The organism is Campylobacter concisus (assembly GCF_050447445.1).
Classification (GTDB): domain Bacteria; phylum Campylobacterota; class Campylobacteria; order Campylobacterales; family Campylobacteraceae; genus Campylobacter_A; species Campylobacter_A concisus_BI.
The window spans coordinates 1,294,791-1,310,901 of the sequence record NZ_JALMFW010000001.1; the positions used below are offsets into that span (position 1 = coordinate 1,294,791).

Consider the following 16,111-nt stretch of genomic DNA (forward strand, 5'->3'; position numbering starts at 1 on the left):
AGTTTTTAAATTTTAAGAAATTTGCACAAGCTCTTTGTTCTCAAGCTTGTATGAATTGTCGCATTTAGCGGCTAGGTCGTTGTCGTGAGTAACTAGAACAAGGGCAGCGTTATTTTCATTTATATAGTCAAATAAAACTTGCATCACTTCATTTGCCGTCTGCTTATCAAGGTTGCCCGTTGGCTCGTCTGCAAAGATGATCTTTGGCTTTTTAGTAAGCACTCTAGCGATACTCACACGCTGCTGCTGGCCGCCGCTTAGCTCGCCAACTTTTTGATTTATCGCACTTGAAATTTTAAGCGCTTCAAGATCATTTTTTTCTATATTTTCGCCAGATAAGATGCTTGCAAGCTCGATATTTTCATAAGCACTAAATCCTTTAAAAAGATAGTGTGACTGGAAAATAATACCAAAATGAAGCCTTCTAATGGCCAAAAGCTCGTTTTGAGAAAGCTCATAGATCGATCTATCTTGATAGATGACCTCGCCAAAATTTGGTTTTAAAAGTGTTGAAAGTATGTGTAAGAGCGTTGATTTGCCACAACCGCTAACGCCGGTTATCGCGATGCTTTGTTTTTGATTGAGAGTTAAATTTATATTATTAAAGAGCGTATAATCATACGCAAAGCCTAGATTAGACGCTCTTAAAATTTCCATTAGCCTATTTGAGCAGCAACTTCTGCAGCAAAGTCATCTACTTTTTTCTCTAAGCCTTCACCAAGCTCAAAACGAACGTATTTTACGATCTCGATCTTACCGCCAAGCTCTTTGCTCTTCTCTTCGATAACTTGTTCAATAGTCTTTTTATCGTCCATTACATAAAACTGACCTAAAAGTGTAAGGCGTTGGTCAAGTACTGTGTTGTCAGCGTAAAATCTCTCGATCTTACCAGGGATGATCTTATCCCAAATTTTCTCAGGTTTGCCCTCAGCTTTTAGCTCTTCTTCGATCGCTTTTGTAGCTTTTGCAAGCTCAGCATCACCTATCTGGCAGTGGCTAGCATACTCAGGGATGTGATGAAGTGGCTTGCCTAGGCGTTTTAACTCTTCATTTTCTTTTTCAAGCTCAGCACGAAGTGCGATAAATTCTTTCTCAACAAAATCTTTATCAAGGTCTTTGTAGCTTATAACGCTTGGCTTCATAGCAGCTGCGTGCATACATAAATTTCTTATAAAATCAGCTGCTTTGTTTGCAACTTCAGCACTTTCGCAAGCTGCACCGATAAGTACGCCAACACGGCCATTTGAGTGAACATAGCCATTTACCACGCCCTTATCGTCAGCACTAATAGTCTCAAAGCGACGCACTACAAGATTTTCACCGATAGTTGCAATCTGAGTTTTGAAGTAATCTTCAAATTTAACCCCATTTAAAGTGCTCGCGTTTAGCTCTTCAACTGTTGTTATGCCGCTTGATTGGATGTGAGCTGTTGCATCTTTTGCAAGTGCTTGAAACTGTGGATTTCTAGCAACGAAGTCAGTTTCAGAGTTGATCTCGCTAATAGTTGCTTTTTTGCATTTTGAACAAACTTCAACACTTACTAAGCCCTCGCTTGCAAGGCGGTCAGCCTTTTTAGCAGCTTGACCTAGACCTTTTTCGCGGAGGATATCAACAGCTTTTTCCATGTCGCCATTTGCTTCGCTAAGTGCCTTTTTGCAGTCCATCATACCAGCTCCGGTTGATTCGCGGAGCTCTTTTACCATTTGTGCAGTTATTTCCATTATTCTTCGTCCTCGCCAAAGTCTTCTTCACTCATAGCCTCAGCTACAACTGCGTCTTTCTCATCTTGACTTACTTCTTCACTAGCAGCTTGCTCGCCACCATCTTGCTCAAGAAGTGATTTGCCTTCGTTAATAGCCTCAGCCATCTCTTGGCAGAAAAGCTGAACAGAACGGATCGCGTCGTCGTTTCCTGGGATCGGATAGTCAACAACGTCAGGATCGCAGTTTGTATCGATTGGTGCTACAACTGGGATTTTTAAGCGATTTGCCTCTTGAACAGCGATCTTTTCTTTAACTGTATCAACTACAAATATCATATCAGGTAGACTTTTCATATTGCGGATACCACCAAGAGTTGCGATAAGCTTCTCTTTTTTGCGGCGAAGCATCAAAGCCTCTTTTTTAGTTAGTAAATTTATCGAGCCATCTTCTTCCATAGTCTCGATAACTTCTAGTTTGCGGATAGACTGGCGGATAGTACCGAAGTTTGTCATCATACCACCTAACCAGCGGTGATTTACATAAGGCATTCCACATTTTTCAGCGTACTCTTTTATAGCGTCGATAGCTTGTTTTTTAGTACCAACAAATAGTACTGACTTGCCTTCAGCAGCTGCGTCACGAACGATGTTGTAAGTGTAGCGGAAGTAGCGGATAGTCTTTTGTAGATCTATAATATAGATACCTTTTCTCTCGCCAAAGATAAATTTTTTCATCTTTGGATTCCAGCGGCGTGTTTGGTGACCAAAATGTACGCCACACTCTAATAAATCTCTCATAGTTACCATGAGTTTCTCCTTGTTTAGGCATTTTGCCTTGAATTTAGTTTTATCCTCCACGACCATTAATGCTTTCGCACAACCAAATTTAGGATTGTCGTGTGTGAAATAAAGGGGGATTATACTTAAAATAATATGAATTTAAACTAAAGTTTATTTACTTAATTGTGAGTCTTCTTCGATTTTTATTAACTTAGCAAAAATTTCTGCCATTGCTTGCCTTTGTTCGGATGAAATTTCAAGCTTCTTGACATTTAAAAGAATGCTTACAAACTCCTCGTTTTGTAGCGTTTCTACGCCAAATTTTCTTGCGTTTGTAGTGATTTTTAGCACAAAAGAATTTTTTGATTTAAAATTTTCGTAAGGCATTCTTTCTCTACTTTCAAAATTACAAAACGATTATAAAAAATTTATAATAAATTCGGACTCAAATTTATATCAAACTTTTATTCTTTTATCTCAAGACTAAGCGTCGTTTTTAACGTCTCTTTGTCACACTTCGCAGCATCTGGATAAGGTCTTTCATAAATCACCTCAAATACCCAAAATCCTGGTCTTAGAACTAACACTTCAGTGATGCCTTGCTCATCTGTCATACCATAAAACGCATGCTTATGGTCTAAAAATTCAGCAAAAGTACCAGTTAGCTTAGCTCGCTCTAGCGGCTTTCCATCAGCAAAAACCTGCAATTTAAAAGGCTTATCTACTCTAAATTCCGCTGGGTTTTGTAGCGGTACGATCTCAATTTTAACTCCAACAGGTTTAGTTACGAAGTCGTTTGTTTCACCTAAATTTAAGACTCTCTTAGATGTTATCGTCATCAGCCGGCAAATCTGTATATCGCTTAGATCATTTAGATCAAGCTTTGTTTTGTCAATTAGCCACTTGCCATCACTACGTTTTTTAAGCGAATACATAGGATTTTGCTGTGCCAGTAAGATATATGTACCTTTGTCTAATCTTTCACCCTCGTAGCGGTAGTTCTCGCCACTTTGTGTAAGCTTCTTTTTGTTACCATCTTTACTTATTACGGTAATTGGCGCAAAAAGATGGACGCGTTCAGCCATAATAGGCTCTAGCTTTGGAAAATCGTCGCTATAACCCATGTTTGCGATAAATTTTCCTAGCTTTTCATCATTAGCTCCATCTACCCAAAACATGTGCGCTTGCACCATATAAAAAGCTCCTGTTAACATAATGGCGGTCAAAATTTTACCTATTTTCATGATTTTCCTTGTTGTTATTTTTGAGATTCGATGTCAAATTGTAGCTAAAAATTATTATATTTAGCCATTTTTTAGATCAAATTAAATATCAAAACGTTCAATACAATTTAGCTGGCAAATTTTAACAGGCAAGTAATGAAGCTAAAAATTTGCTTTTATTTTTTAGTATTTATTGATGCAACTCTATTCATCACAAATCCGCAAAAACGCCCAGTCCTACTCTGTTTGCGGTATGAGAATAATTCATCTCTCTCAAAAGTGCAGCGAGGATCTAGCCATATTTGCTCTACTCCGAGCTTAGCAAATTCGTCTAATAAAGCTGCGTTTATATCAAATTTTCCATCTTTTTTGTATCGGTTAAATTCGCCAAGATCTAGCTTGCCTACTTCGTAGTTTTGCACTTTGATATTTGCACCTATAAGTACGCGTAAATTATTCGCACGGCAGCCAAACTCACTTGTCATCAGTCCTACCGCATTTGTGCAAATTTTACTAGTAACACCTGCGCGTCCCGCATGCACAGCTGCGACTACGCCAAGATGTTCATCTATTATCAAAACAGGCGCACAGTCAGCGACTAAGACGCAAAGCGCTACGTCTTTTAATGATGTTATCACACCATCACACGGAGGTAGATCATCGTTAAAATCTTGCAAAATTTCCACTCTATTTGAGTGGATTTGGCTCATAAATTTTAAATTAACAGGCATAATGCCAAGCGCCGTTGCTAAAATTTCACGATTTTGTGCGACCTTTAGCGGATCATCGCCAACATGATCTGCTAAATTTAAGCTCTCAAAAGCACCCTCACTCACACCGCCAAATCTATTTGTAAAGCCAGCTAATACGCCATTTTTATCAAAGACGATCTCTAAATTTTTACGCATTTTATCCACCTAGTAAAGGCTAGAAATTCGCTCAACATCGTCCCAGCTAAGGGTGCTATCTTGCTTACAAAAAAGCTGCCTAGCTACGTATCGAGCCAAAAGATCGCTTTCGATATTTACGCGTCTACCGACCTTAAAAGTACCAAAAAGGCTATCTCTAAAAGTGATTGGTATGATTGTGAGCCTTATACCCTTTGGCAAAATTTCATTTATGGTTAGGCTCACTCCCTCGACGCCCACTGAGCCTTTATTTGACATCAAGCTCATAGCCTCGCGCGGCAAGTCGATGTAAAAATCAACCCCATTCTCATTCTTTTTGATATTTGAAATTTTACCGATAAAATCGATATGTCCTTGCATCAAATGCCCATCTACTCGGTCTCCTAGCTTCATCGCTGGCTCGATATGCACTCTTTCTTTTAAATTTTCAACCGCGATATTTGCCCTGCTCTCTGCGCTTAGCTCCACACTAAAGCCATCTTCATGCAGTTTTATTACGCTCAGGCAAGCACCATTTACGGCAATGCTATCGCCTAAATTTGGACGAAAATTTGCCTTTAGCCTTAAAATATTTTGTGAATAACTAACAACCTGTGCGATCTCACGAATCAAGCCATTAAACATATTTTGCCTTTAAATTTTTTAAGGATTTTACTAAATTTTGCCTAAATTTGGGCATTAGCATCTTTGGTTATTTTATATATTTAAGTTGATAGTGGCAGAAATGGCAGTGGAATTTTGGCAATCGCACCAAGAATGCTAGCAAAAATTTATTGTGTAACCCTAGTATAAAATTTCTCTATAAATTTCAATTTTTATCTTTTATAAATTTGGCAGCCTTAGCTTGTCTGTAAAATTAGCCACGTCTTGCTAAAATCGCGTGCTACCAGATCATCCCTCTTTATCCACAGATAAATTCTGCCCTCTCCGTCCCAGTCCATATCGCCCTCATCATCACTATCTATCTGTAAAAGTAGTTGCCACTGGGCAGAATTTTTCTCAAATTCCGCTATTCTTGGGTGGTGATAAGCGCTACTATCACCACAGCTAAGTCCATTTGCAACCAGCTCACACTCTAGCTCCATGCCATCTTGGACATTATCGGAGTGCCCAAGAAGCTTATTTTCTTTAGCCTGCCAACTTGGCTCAATAACCTCATGATAAGCCTCCCACTCAGCCTCACTAATTTTACTAAATGGCACAATCGAGCTTTGTAAATTTGGCAAATTTATCTCATTTTCAAAGCTAAGCAAGCGTGCGTTAAACGTAGAATTTTCTCCCTCTAAGCTCTCCGCTCTCCTACGAGAAAGTGACTCATCAATTACATCAGAAAAGATCACTGCAAAGCCGTTTTTATCGGCAGGATCATAGCCCCAAACACGCAAATTTCTATCATAAAAAAGATAGAACATTCCGCTTTTTGGCAGTAGTGAGTCAATGTCAAATTTGCTAGCTTCAGCAAAATTTATCTGTGCCACAAAGCTAAGCGCGCCATTTTCATTTAACGGCCACGATAAACCATCTGGCAGATCTGGCAAGCCACCAAATTTAGACGCTCCAACGGCGATATCATCGTCATTTTTAGCTTGCGTATCTATCCTTATGGCATTTCTTGCTAGTGGCGATAAAAGTTTAAAAAGTTCATCCAGCCCACGTTCTTTACAACCTTTAGAAATTTTTGCAATATCCATATTTTCCTCTTTAACAAGCATCAACGTATATATGATACTTCTTACAATGCAAACAACGAAACAAATATCCGGCAATATCGCCAGCTTTAACAAGATGTTCGCGTAGCATTTTATCGTCATATTCGGCTCTTTTTGCATAGTCCTCAAAGACCTCGTCTGCTATACCCATTTCTTCAAGCTCTTTTGTGCCAACGTCACCTAAAAATTCGCAATAATCATCACAACAAGCTATCCAATGCTCGCCCTGCCAGCTCTCGTAGCCCGGGGTTCTTTTAAAGAGTTCGTCATCCTTTTTAGCATCACTTGTATTTAGTTTGTCAGCACCTTGCACAAATGTAGCGTCAAATTTCTTAGTAGCTATACCACTAGAAATACAAGTAGGACAAAGATACGAAATATCTTGCTCGCAATAAATGCTACCGCTATAATAAACTTCAGTATCTTTGCCACAACACTCACACACTATGTTCATGTCATCTTTAAATGCGCCAGTTTTTAAAGGATTAGGATGGTAGATAAATTTTGGTAACGTGATAGCTTTATCTTTTTGAGCTAAAATTTGAGCTCTACTTTTTGGGCGAGGTAGTGCCCATCTATCATTTTCGTCAATGAATTGCACTAGATAGCCAAGTGTCTTTAGCTGCTTTTTATCACTTTTGTCATGTATTTTTAAAAGTAAGTCGTAAGCACTCTTTCTCATAGATAAAAGCTGATAAACATCGACCAAAACATACTTTGCGCAAATGTCATCACAATTTTCCAACTCTTCTTTAAACTGATAGAGTGCCTCAATACTAGAAGCATTGCCATTATTTTTATAATATTCTTTTGAAAGAGTGATATATTTTTCTTGAAATTTATTCATTAATACTCTTTATGTAGATTTAATATTAACAATTTTAGTGTTTAAATCTTAAAGATAAAAAAGCTAGTGTAAAAATTATGGCTATTAAATCGATTAAATTTATATCGATTTTTAAATTATTTTAGTATTTTGGTAGATGATGCCACAAACAAATTTGATAAGTATTCTTATAAAATTGTTGTGACTATAAATTTATTCTTCAAATGCTCCGATAGAGAGAATTTTTTCTATTCTTTTTGCTACAAGGTCGTTTATGTCAAGCTTTTCAAGCTCAGCTAGCTCTGAGATAAAATAATTTGCAAGTGCTTTTGCAGCACCATCTTTATCTCTATGGGCTCCATTTATCGGCTCATCTATAACGGCATCAATCAGCGATAAACTTTTTAAATCATCAGCTGTTATTTTCATAGATTTTGTAGCTTGTTCTTGTTTAGCTGGGTCATTCCAAAGTATTGCCGCACAGCCTTCTGGAGAAATAACTGAAAAAACGGAGTTTTTCATCATGGCAAGTCTATCAGCCACACCAATAGCTAAAGCGCCGCCACTTCCACCTTCGCCGATAACAACAGCAATTATTGGAGTTTTTAAATTTGCAAACTCAAATAAATTTCTAGCTATAGCCTCACTTTGTCCTCGCTCTTCAGCTCCAACACCTGGATATGCGCCTGGAGTGTCTATGAGAAATAAAATAGGTAGATTAAATTTCTCAGCCATTTTTGCAACTCTAAGAGCTTTACGATAACCCTCAGGATGAGGCATACCAAAATTTCTTCTTAATTTGTTTTTAGTGCCACGGCCTTTTTGCTCGCCTATAACGACAGTCTTTTTGCCTCCGATATAGCCGATGTAGCAAACTATCGCTGGATCATCTCTAAAAGCCCTATCTCCATGAATCTCATATCCATCAATCAAAAACGCATTAATATAATCAATAGAATATGGTCTATCTGGATGACGAGCAAGTTGTAAACGTTGATATTCGTTTAAATTTTTATATACTTTTGAGATTTCTTTAGATAGGTTTTTATTTAAAATTTCAACAGCATGTTCATCGCCTCTGATCTTAGCATTTGCTATGTCTTCATCAATTTGCTTTATGCTCTTTTCAAAATCTAAATAATTTGACATCTTAATCCAACTTTTTAAATATCACGACACCATTCGTGCCGCCAAAGCCAAATGAGTTACTCATAACAGCTTTTATATCAGCTTTTCTAGCTTTATTTGGAACGTAGTCTAGATCGCACTCTGGATCAGGAGTTTCGTAGTTTATTGTTGGAGGGATAATGCCGTCTCTCATTGCCATTATAGATATAACAGCCTCGATCGCACCAGCACCACCTAGACAGTGTCCGGTTTGACCTTTTGTTGAGCTAACTGGTGGACATTTATCACCAAAAACTGCTTTTAGTGCCGCAGTCTCATTCTTATCATTTACAGGTGTTGAAGTACCATGTGCATTGACATAATCTATCTTTACACCTTTTGCCATATCAAGTGCTTGTTTCATCGCACTTAATGGACCTTCAAGTGTTGGTGACGTGATATGATGAGCATCTCCACTCTCGCCAAATCCAACTACTTCAGCATAAATTTTAGCACCTCTTGCAATAGCTGACTCATACTCTTCAAGTACAAGCGCACCGGCTCCTTCACCCATTACAAAACCATCACGATTTGCGTCAAATGGCCTTGATGCCTTACTTGGCTCATCATTTCTAGTTGAGAGAGCTTTCATTGCTGCAAAGCCGCCTATACCTACACCACAAATAGTAGACTCAGCGCCGATAACTAGCATATTTGTAGCTTGACCAATCATAATGCATTTTACAGCTTGCGATATCGCATGAGTGCTTGCTGCACATGCTGTTACACTAGACAAATTTGGACCCTTAAGTCCGTGATTTATAGAAACTATACCACCTAGCATATTTACAAGTGCAGATGGAATGAAAAATGGTGAAATTCTCTTTACACCTTTTTCAAAATATGTAATCGAGTTTTTCTCAATATTTGGCAAACCGCCTATACCAGCTGCTGAACTAACGCCAAATTTATGAGCATCAAACTCTTTAAAATTTGCATCAGCCATAGCTTCATTAGATGCTTTTATGCCAAGCTGTATGAAACGATCTACTTTTTTCACCTCTTTGCCGTCTAAAATGCTATTTGGATCAAAATCAGTTATTTCGGCAGCAATTTTAACAGGAAAGTCACTTACATCAAAGCTTGTGATCTCTTTCACACCTGTTTTACCCTCGCAAATAGCCTTAAAAGAGCTCTCTTTGTCAAGACCAAGTGCGTTTATCATGCCTATACCAGTTACAACGACTCGTTTCAATACATCTCCTTAAATCAAACTGTGCAAATTTAAATTATTTGCCTAGTTTTTCTATATAATTTACAACGTCTTGAATGCTTATTAATTTCTCTGCTTCGCTATCAGGAATTTCTACTTCAAATTTCTCTTCTAAAGCCATAACTAGCTCTACAACGTCAAGTGAATCAGCGCCTAAATCCTCAATGATTTTAGACTCTAATTTTACTGCTTGTGGATCTACACTTAGTTGCTCTACAACTACGTCTCTTACGTCTTCAAATACTGCCATTTTAAGGTCTCCTTATAAAAAATGTCTGTTATCTTATAATATTTACGCTTTTATTTATTTTAAATTTCAAAACTTGTCTGAAATTTACCTACATATAAAGTCCGCCGTTTATTTTAAGCGTCTCGCCAGTTACGTAGCTCGCGTGATCACTTAGTAAAAATGCCACAGCCTCAGCCACCTCGCTAGCGCTGCCAAAGCGTTTTAACGGGATATTATCGCTATAAGTTTTTTTCACCTCATCGCTTAGTCCATGCGTCATATCAGTCTCGATAAAGCCCGGAGTTACGCTATTAAAGCGTATATTTCTGCTTGCACCCTCTTTTGCAAAGCTCTTACTCATAGCGATCAGTCCGCCCTTGCTGGCTGAATAGTTTACCTGTCCTGCATTTCCCATCTCACCAACGATAGATGCAACGTTTACGACCGCTCCAAAGCGCTTTTTGCTCATCACTTTTAAAGCCTCTCTACATCCTATGAAAGCTGAAGTTAAATTTGCATTTATTACATCTGTAAATTCGCTAGTTTTCATGCGAAGTGCTAGCTTGTCGTTTGTAATGCCAGCGTTATTTACAAGGTAGCTTAGCTCGCCGTCGCTATCGACTATCAAATTTATACCTTTTATAAACTCATCTTCGTCTGTCGCGTCAAATTTTATCACCGCAGCCTTGCCACCATTTTGCTCGATCTCAGCTTGTAAAGCGTCTGCTATCTCAGGTTTTGAGCGGTAGTTTATCCATACTTTTAAGCCCATATTTGCAAGCGTCTTTGCGATTTGTGCACCGATACCTCTGCTTGCACCTGTTATTAGCACGTTTTTTCCGCTAAATTTCATAAATTCTCCTTATTTTTTTCTAATTTTTCAATGATTGTAGCTTATATAAGCTTAACGTCTAAATTTTATCGCTTCTTTCCCACTTTATCTTTTTACCAAAACCAAGGGCGTTACTCGTAAATTTTAGTTTTTCAAGATTTATGCACCAAATTTTTGGATCCATTGCTTTTGCATAAAAAAATCTTTTAAAGTAAATTTCTCGTTCATTTGCGCTAGCCTCGCTCATCACTCCTTGAAACTGTACGCCCTCTATCTTACCAACGATCTTTGTATCAAGAGCGACCGTGCCAGCAACGAGCTTTGAGTTTTTTAAAAATTTGATATGTGAGCTATCATCAGAGCTAGCTAGCAAAAGGCAAAAATTTAGCTCATCAAAGGCGTAAAACGCGCTAAAAGCGTAAGGCTGCCCATCATCATCAATGGTGCAAACGCTTGCAAGATGCATCTTTTTTAAAAATTTAACTATCCTCTCATCCATCTAAATTCCTCTAAAAATGTCAAGAATGGTTTGAAATTTAAAGATGACTATGGCGATTATCAGCACCCAAAGCGTAAAAATAATAAGCTCTATTAGAGTAAATTTATCTTTTGCAACTTTTTTAAAAACAAGTATCGTTAAAAATGCTCCTAAAAAGCCACCAATTAGCGAAAAATAGTGGATCGCATTAACCTTTACAAAGCTTGGCAAAAGCCCTTTAAAAAATAGTGAAAACATCAAAATAGCAAGCAAATTTGCAAGTATCAAATAATAGCCAATGACTGGTAAAACTGGGTAGAGCCTAGCAAAGCCAAAGCTTAAAACAGTGATAAGCATAAGCAAAAAGATCCTAGTCCCAAAACAACACATTACCCGTCCTTTTTTGACGCATTTTACAAAATTTTGCTTTATGAAATTAAAAATTTGCCGATTTAGCTTCAAAAGGATTTAAAAATGCAAACAAATTTTTACTCTCAAGGAAGCTACAACAACATGAGCTTTTCGATGAAAACTAGCTCAGGCGATGAGATAAGCTTTTCGATGTATGACAACAAAAGTTTGGAGTTTTCAAGCCAGAAAAATGGTACTTCAAGCCAAAGAAGCCTTACTCTCACGCACGAATACGGCTATGAGTTTTTATATAAAGGAAACGGCATAGACGAGCAAGATATGAAAGAGATCGAAGAGGCGATGAAGCAAATTCGCCCACAAGTTGATGAATTTATGAAAAACGTCAAAGAGGGCGACAAGATCGCTGGTAGCAGCCAAAGCATAAGTGATCTTTCAAACAAGATCAAGCAAATGTTGCCTACCGCAAAAGATCTAAATCACAAAAATTTTATAAATGACAATATGATAAAGATGTTTGACGAGCTCCTAGCTCAAAATGAGGCAAACAAAAACCTACTAAGTGCGACAAAAAGGCTATTTGACACTTTGCTTTATGAGAGCAACAAAGTATCTTACTATGCGTAAATTTAGGGCCTTCTGGCTCTAAATTTTTATAAGTGCCTCTCTCTCAAAAAAGAGGTGCGACAAGACTATCACGAAATAAAGCTGAAAAAATAGTCCCACAAGCGGCACAAGCGAGATGAGATAAAACAAAAGTGTAAAAGCTATAAATTTTATCCCGCCGCCTTCAAGCAGTGCTAGCTCAAATTTATCACTATCAAGAGTGTTTGAGCCAACGTCTATTAGTAAAAGTTTGTAGTAGATGTAAAAAAATGGCACGTTTATGATGAAAAAATTTAAGACTGGTACAAATAAAAGCGGTAGGCAAACGAGCAATATCCCAAGAAATTTCATGATCTCAATCATCATCACCTTTAGCACTCTAGCCGTGCTAACCTCGCTTTTTGGAACGTAGTTGTAGTGCCTTTTGTTTATCTCTTTAGTAACAACTGGAGTTAAAAAGCCAGCTACGACTAGAGCGATCACAATGCTAACAATGATCGTTAAAAAAGTGCTCAAAATATAAAAAAGTATGCTAACTATCCATTTTGTGGCACTAAAGCTTAAAATTTTAATAGCTATAAAAGAGAGCGCCGAGTTTGGCTCTAAAAAGGCAAAATTCTCATTTTTGGCGCTATCACTTAAAAGATCAAATATCTCACCGCCGCTCCAGATCGTAAGCCACGCAAGACTAAAAATGCTAAGGCAAAGTGGCAAGATGGATAGCACTATAAATTTGGCTGTAAAAAAATCTTTAAAACCAAGGCGAAGAAGGTTTATCATTTCACCTTTTTATATTCATGCTCAAGTGCGGCATAAATTTCATCGATCTTACTAACGCCATTTGACAAAATTTCACTCATCACTTCATTATCTTCGCGTCCGTTCCAATTTTTCTTATAGCTGCCTTCTTTGTAGCCATTATTTTGACGGAAGCGATTTAGCACGTTTTTAGCGATGTAGCACTCATAAAGTGAGTATAAATTTACGCCACATTTTAAAGACATAGAGAAGTAAATTTTTAAAATATCAAATATATCGTAGTCAAACCCGCTGCACTCATGTATAAGCATCTCAACATCATTCATTATCTCATAAATGCTCTCGTCTTCGATCTTTAGTGGCTCTTTGCAAAACTCACTAAAACCGCTTGATTGACAAATATCATCAGCTAAAGTTTCTATATCTCCAAGCTGTTTTGATTTATAAATTTGCAAAGCTAGGCTCATTATAAAGTGCCAAATATCAACAACTTCTATGCGCAAATTTTGCTCATCAGTCTTAGCATCGATGCTCTTCCAGTGCTTCCAAGCAAAGCTATCAATGAGCTCAGCGCACTCCATATATATGCAGCGCCTCCAGCTTATGAGTTTATTTTTATTTGTATAGCCATTTTCCCAACCAAGCCCGTTTGTCTCGTCATTTAGGCTTTGTTGCATCTTTAACATCTCTAAAACAATAGTTCTTTCATCCATTTTTAAACCTTTTAAATTTTAAATGATTATAACAAAAAACAATTAATGCTTAAGCGACAAGCTTGACCCAAATCATCTTAATGCAAGCTTACAAGATGTAAAATCACCCAAAATTTCAAAGGAGAAAAGATGAGAGAGAAAGATCTAGTAGTATGCAACGTTTGCGGACTAAAAAGCAGCGATGATAAAAATGCAGTTTTTATCCACGCTCATAAAAATGGCGAAGAAGTTGATATTTGCACCAGTTGTGTTCCAAGCGTAATCCATGGTTCAGGTATGGTCGTAAAATCAAACGAAGAGATAAAGGCTGAAATTTAAACTTTAGCTATCATTTGAGGATCTTGTCTTACAAGGTCTTCAAATTCTTCTGCACTCATAGGACGAGATAAGAAAAGTCCTTGCACTTCATTACAATCAAGCTCTTTTAAGAAATTAATATCTTCTTCTTTTTCTACGCCTTTTGCGCCAACTCTTATCTTCATTGCCTTTGCTAAATCGATAATTGCAGATACGATTTGTGCGTCTATTTTGCTATTTGATGCTTGAGCAACAAATTCACTTGCTATTTTTATACGCTTAACACCGTATTTTCTAATATAAATAAATGAAGTATATCCAGAGCCAAAATTATCTATACAAACATCTATATTATTTTCTTTAAGAACAGAAAAAATTTTATCAAGCGTTTTAGAATTATTTGTCCATATTTCTTCGCCAAATTCTATTTCAAAAAGCTCCGGGTTTATATGGTGCGAGTGCAAGCTAGAAACAAAGTCTAAAACAAATTTTTCTGATTTACTTTGAATCTGCGCAACATTTATGCTTATTTTTGGTATCGAGAGTTTTTCTTTTTGCCATCTATCTACATACTCTATGGTCTTTGAAACCAAAAGTGAGCAAATATCGTTTAAGATATCACTATTTATATTGACCTCTTTCATAAATTTGCTTGCTTCCATCAAGCCAAATTTTTCTGATTTCCAATATAAAAAAACCTCTGCATAGATCATTTTTTCGATTTTTAGATCAAATATTGGTTGAAAATATACATGAAGGTCTTCTTGCAAATTAGCTTTTTTAAGCGCGATCTCGATGCTTGAGCTTAGGTGCATTTCATTGCTAATTTTATCGCTATAAACCATAGGATTTAAAGCTGGATTTTTCTTGGCGTAATACATTGCCATATCTGCATTTTTTATAATATTTCTTGGATTTGCCGTGCTATTTTTAGTTGCTACGTCTATGCCTATTATGCACTTAAGTCCAAAGTGATATCTATCTATTTGAATTGGTTTTTCAATAGCATCTTTTAAGGCAATTCCAAGATTTAAGCGTTTTGTATGACTATTTATCTCCATTTTTGCTAGTACGATAAATTCGTCCGCACTAATCCTTGCTATGGCTTCTTGTCTATTGCAAACTTCAAGTATCCTTTTTGCAACTAGCTTTAAAATTCTATCGCCTATTTCATGCCCGTAAGATGTATTTATGCTTTTAAAACGGCTTAAATTTATATAATAAACTGCGATTTCCTCATCTTCAGAGATACTTTTACACATTCTTTCAAGCTCATTTACTATAAAATTTCTATTGCCAAGATCTGTTAGATAGTCCTTCTCAGACATATCTTGAAGTCTTAAATTTACGAGCATAAGTTCATTGGTTCGCTCATGCATCGACTTTTCCATCTCTCTATGAAGATTTCTCTCATAATCTAATATTTTTCTGCTTGCGATAGAGCTTTTAACGTAGTAATTAACAATAGCATTTACGACTAAAATAAAGAGCGAGATAAGTGCACTAAAAGATGTTAGATCTTCTTGTAATAGCAAAGGCAAAACTATTATTATTGGTAGCCATTTTGATCCTATTGAGATATCTTTATCGGTATTTGTAACATATTCGTTTTTAGCTTTTAAATGAAAAGCTCCTATCATCAAGAAGAAGAAAGGAACGATATATAAAAAATCTATTTTATGGCCAAAATTTACATTTGAGATCTGACTATAGAAAATAAATAAATTTAGCATCGTAAATAAAATGCTAGCTGATATAAGGTAAAAGCCGCTAATTTTTATACGAAGCAAACTGCTTGTAAAAATCTCACTTAAAGTAATAAAAAGTATAAGAAAATTTATGGCCACAATAGAGAGAAAAACGATATTTGATCCATTATTTATCATCGATGAAATATCTATTTCGTCAAAAATACCATATATTAAAATTACTATTAAAAAAAAGACACTTATGCTATCCATAATGATGGCTAGCTTTTCTTGGCTGGCTGCAAATTTTGAATACAAAAATATACTAACGCCAGCCAAAATAGATATCATCGGCAACATAAAAAACACATCAAGATACGCATAAGAACTATGAGCACGCAATAATACATCTTGATTTAACACCATTAATGCATCGCAAATAGACCATAAAAAAACACCAAAACATATTGCAAGCCAATGCGTTATTTTGGTTTTTACTTTATCCATTGAAGTATAAATGCCAAAAGTTACTATAAAGAAACTAAGCAAAATAGATATTTTTCCAATTAGATTATAGTCTAGCAAAGATGCTAATAGTGCAAATACGAATAG

General features: G+C 36.7%; 20 protein-coding genes. 2 read left to right on the forward strand and 18 right to left on the reverse strand.

Annotated elements, in window-relative coordinates; genetic code table 11:
- Positions 1–12 precede the first annotated feature (12 nt).
- The 15 genes from MTT30_RS06675 to MTT30_RS06745 all read right to left on the reverse strand — a co-directional run bounded on the left by MTT30_RS06675 (position 13) and on the right by MTT30_RS06745 (position 11,457).
- The gene (locus MTT30_RS06675) at positions 13–657 is read right to left on the reverse strand and encodes an ABC transporter ATP-binding protein (protein ID WP_107697450.1); all 645 of its coding nucleotides are present in this window, start codon (positions 655–657) and stop codon (positions 13–15) included.
- Positions 657–1,721, reverse strand: coding sequence for a translation elongation factor Ts (tsf, locus tag MTT30_RS06680; RefSeq protein ID WP_429801424.1), 1,065 nt, complete (start codon positions 1,719–1,721; stop codon positions 657–659). Before tsf ends, MTT30_RS06675 begins: the two co-directional genes overlap by 1 nt.
- A complete protein-coding gene (rpsB, locus tag MTT30_RS06685; RefSeq protein WP_084041949.1) occupies positions 1,721–2,509 on the reverse strand; it encodes a 30S ribosomal protein S2 in 789 nt (262 codons plus the stop codon). Before rpsB ends, tsf begins: the two co-directional genes overlap by 1 nt.
- A 144-nt stretch (positions 2,510–2,653) precedes the next feature.
- Positions 2,654–2,869 (reverse strand): acetyltransferase, encoded by a 216-nt coding sequence (locus MTT30_RS06690; protein ID WP_149719355.1) that lies wholly within the window; start codon positions 2,867–2,869, stop codon positions 2,654–2,656.
- Positions 2,870–2,946: 77 nt separating this feature from the next.
- A complete protein-coding gene (locus tag MTT30_RS06695) occupies positions 2,947–3,726 on the reverse strand; it encodes a DUF4198 domain-containing protein (RefSeq protein WP_149719354.1) in 780 nt (259 codons plus the stop codon).
- Positions 3,727–3,881: 155 nt separating this feature from the next.
- Positions 3,882–4,613 carry a peptidoglycan editing factor PgeF gene (gene pgeF / locus MTT30_RS06700; RefSeq protein WP_107709725.1) on the reverse strand — a complete coding sequence of 244 codons (732 nt, stop codon included), beginning with the start codon at positions 4,611–4,613 and terminating at the stop codon, positions 3,882–3,884.
- 9 nt (positions 4,614–4,622) lie between these two features.
- Positions 4,623–5,237, reverse strand: a complete 615-nt coding sequence (locus tag MTT30_RS06705; RefSeq protein ID WP_107709723.1) for a riboflavin synthase — start codon at positions 5,235–5,237, stop codon at positions 4,623–4,625.
- A gap of 215 nt (positions 5,238–5,452) precedes the next feature.
- Complete coding sequence (locus MTT30_RS06710; protein WP_429801425.1) at positions 5,453–6,304, reverse strand: YwqG family protein; 852 nt, start codon at positions 6,302–6,304, stop codon at positions 5,453–5,455.
- 10 nt (positions 6,305–6,314) lie between these two features.
- The gene (locus MTT30_RS06715; protein ID WP_107709719.1) at positions 6,315–7,169 is read right to left on the reverse strand and encodes a CbrC family protein; all 855 of its coding nucleotides are present in this window, start codon (positions 7,167–7,169) and stop codon (positions 6,315–6,317) included.
- Positions 7,170–7,361: 192 nt separating this feature from the next.
- Positions 7,362–8,297 (reverse strand): acetyl-CoA carboxylase carboxyl transferase subunit alpha, encoded by a 936-nt coding sequence (gene accA / locus MTT30_RS06720; RefSeq protein WP_107709717.1) that lies wholly within the window; start codon positions 8,295–8,297, stop codon positions 7,362–7,364.
- Between the two features lies 1 nt (position 8,298).
- Positions 8,299–9,510 (reverse strand): beta-ketoacyl-ACP synthase II, encoded by a 1,212-nt coding sequence (locus MTT30_RS06725; RefSeq protein WP_103583101.1) that lies wholly within the window; start codon positions 9,508–9,510, stop codon positions 8,299–8,301.
- Between the two features lie 34 nt (positions 9,511–9,544).
- A complete protein-coding gene (gene acpP, locus MTT30_RS06730; protein ID WP_021091725.1) occupies positions 9,545–9,778 on the reverse strand; it encodes an acyl carrier protein in 234 nt (77 codons plus the stop codon).
- An 88-nt stretch (positions 9,779–9,866) separates the two neighbouring features.
- Positions 9,867–10,610, reverse strand: a complete 744-nt coding sequence (gene fabG / locus MTT30_RS06735) for a 3-oxoacyl-ACP reductase FabG (RefSeq protein WP_021083753.1) — start codon at positions 10,608–10,610, stop codon at positions 9,867–9,869.
- 58 nt (positions 10,611–10,668) lie between these two features.
- Positions 10,669–11,088 carry a pyridoxamine 5'-phosphate oxidase family protein gene (locus tag MTT30_RS06740; protein ID WP_149719351.1) on the reverse strand — a complete coding sequence of 140 codons (420 nt, stop codon included), beginning with the start codon at positions 11,086–11,088 and terminating at the stop codon, positions 10,669–10,671.
- On the reverse strand, positions 11,089–11,457 hold the full coding sequence (locus tag MTT30_RS06745) for an L-arabinose ABC transporter (RefSeq protein WP_188116515.1): 369 nt from the start codon (positions 11,455–11,457) through the stop codon (positions 11,089–11,091).
- An 84-nt stretch (positions 11,458–11,541) separates the two neighbouring features.
- Between MTT30_RS06745 and MTT30_RS06750 the strand changes: the two genes are divergently transcribed.
- Positions 11,542–12,063: an ATP/GTP-binding protein gene (locus MTT30_RS06750; protein ID WP_429801426.1), complete on the forward strand. Its 522-nt coding sequence runs from the start codon at positions 11,542–11,544 to the stop codon at positions 12,061–12,063.
- Between the two features lie 18 nt (positions 12,064–12,081).
- On the opposite strand, the gene MTT30_RS06755 is transcribed toward MTT30_RS06750, so the two are convergent.
- Positions 12,082–12,822 (reverse strand): EI24 domain-containing protein, encoded by a 741-nt coding sequence (locus MTT30_RS06755; RefSeq protein WP_429801427.1) that lies wholly within the window; start codon positions 12,820–12,822, stop codon positions 12,082–12,084.
- Positions 12,819–13,514 (reverse strand): dUTPase, encoded by a 696-nt coding sequence (gene dut / locus MTT30_RS06760; RefSeq protein ID WP_429801428.1) that lies wholly within the window; start codon positions 13,512–13,514, stop codon positions 12,819–12,821. The genes MTT30_RS06755 and dut overlap by 4 nt, the downstream gene beginning before the upstream one ends.
- 129 nt (positions 13,515–13,643) lie before the next feature.
- Between dut and MTT30_RS06765 the strand changes: the two genes are divergently transcribed.
- Complete coding sequence (locus MTT30_RS06765) at positions 13,644–13,832, forward strand: hypothetical protein (RefSeq protein WP_087577826.1); 189 nt, start codon at positions 13,644–13,646, stop codon at positions 13,830–13,832.
- Here MTT30_RS06765 and MTT30_RS06770 read toward each other — a convergent pair.
- Entirely contained in the window at positions 13,829–16,006 is a 2,178-nt protein-coding gene (locus tag MTT30_RS06770; RefSeq protein WP_429801429.1) for an EAL domain-containing protein, read from the reverse strand. The two genes, MTT30_RS06765 and MTT30_RS06770, sit on opposite strands and share 4 nt — an antisense overlap.
- Between the last annotated feature and the right edge of the window lie 105 nt (positions 16,007–16,111).

Coding starts and splice junctions, on each gene's coding strand:
- MTT30_RS06675 (WP_107697450.1), bottom strand. CDS start 657: ATGGAAATTTTAAGAGCGTCTAATCTAGGCTTTGCGTATGATTATACG.
- tsf (WP_429801424.1), bottom strand. CDS start 1,721: ATGGAAATAACTGCACAAATGGTAAAAGAGCTCCGCGAATCAACCGGA.
- rpsB (WP_084041949.1), bottom strand. CDS start 2,509: ATGGTAACTATGAGAGATTTATTAGAGTGTGGCGTACATTTTGGTCAC.
- MTT30_RS06690 (WP_149719355.1), bottom strand. CDS start 2,869: ATGCCTTACGAAAATTTTAAATCAAAAAATTCTTTTGTGCTAAAAATC.
- MTT30_RS06695 (WP_149719354.1), bottom strand. CDS start 3,726: ATGAAAATAGGTAAAATTTTGACCGCCATTATGTTAACAGGAGCTTTT.
- pgeF (WP_107709725.1), bottom strand. CDS start 4,613: ATGCGTAAAAATTTAGAGATCGTCTTTGATAAAAATGGCGTATTAGCT.
- MTT30_RS06705 (WP_107709723.1), bottom strand. CDS start 5,237: ATGTTTAATGGCTTGATTCGTGAGATCGCACAGGTTGTTAGTTATTCA.
- MTT30_RS06710 (WP_429801425.1), bottom strand. CDS start 6,304: ATGGATATTGCAAAAATTTCTAAAGGTTGTAAAGAACGTGGGCTGGAT.
- MTT30_RS06715 (WP_107709719.1), bottom strand. CDS start 7,169: ATGAATAAATTTCAAGAAAAATATATCACTCTTTCAAAAGAATATTAT.
- accA (WP_107709717.1), bottom strand. CDS start 8,297: ATGTCAAATTATTTAGATTTTGAAAAGAGCATAAAGCAAATTGATGAA.
- acpP (WP_021091725.1), bottom strand. CDS start 9,778: ATGGCAGTATTTGAAGACGTAAGAGACGTAGTTGTAGAGCAACTAAGT.
- fabG (WP_021083753.1), bottom strand. CDS start 10,610: ATGAAATTTAGCGGAAAAAACGTGCTAATAACAGGTGCAAGCAGAGGT.
- MTT30_RS06740 (WP_149719351.1), bottom strand. CDS start 11,088: ATGGATGAGAGGATAGTTAAATTTTTAAAAAAGATGCATCTTGCAAGC.
- MTT30_RS06745 (WP_188116515.1), bottom strand. CDS start 11,457: ATGTGTTGTTTTGGGACTAGGATCTTTTTGCTTATGCTTATCACTGTT.
- MTT30_RS06750 (WP_429801426.1), top strand. CDS start 11,542: ATGCAAACAAATTTTTACTCTCAAGGAAGCTACAACAACATGAGCTTT.
- MTT30_RS06755 (WP_429801427.1), bottom strand. CDS start 12,822: ATGATAAACCTTCTTCGCCTTGGTTTTAAAGATTTTTTTACAGCCAAA.
- dut (WP_429801428.1), bottom strand. CDS start 13,514: ATGGATGAAAGAACTATTGTTTTAGAGATGTTAAAGATGCAACAAAGC.
- MTT30_RS06765 (WP_087577826.1), top strand. CDS start 13,644: ATGAGAGAGAAAGATCTAGTAGTATGCAACGTTTGCGGACTAAAAAGC.
- MTT30_RS06770 (WP_429801429.1), bottom strand. CDS start 16,006: ATGGATAAAGTAAAAACCAAAATAACGCATTGGCTTGCAATATGTTTT.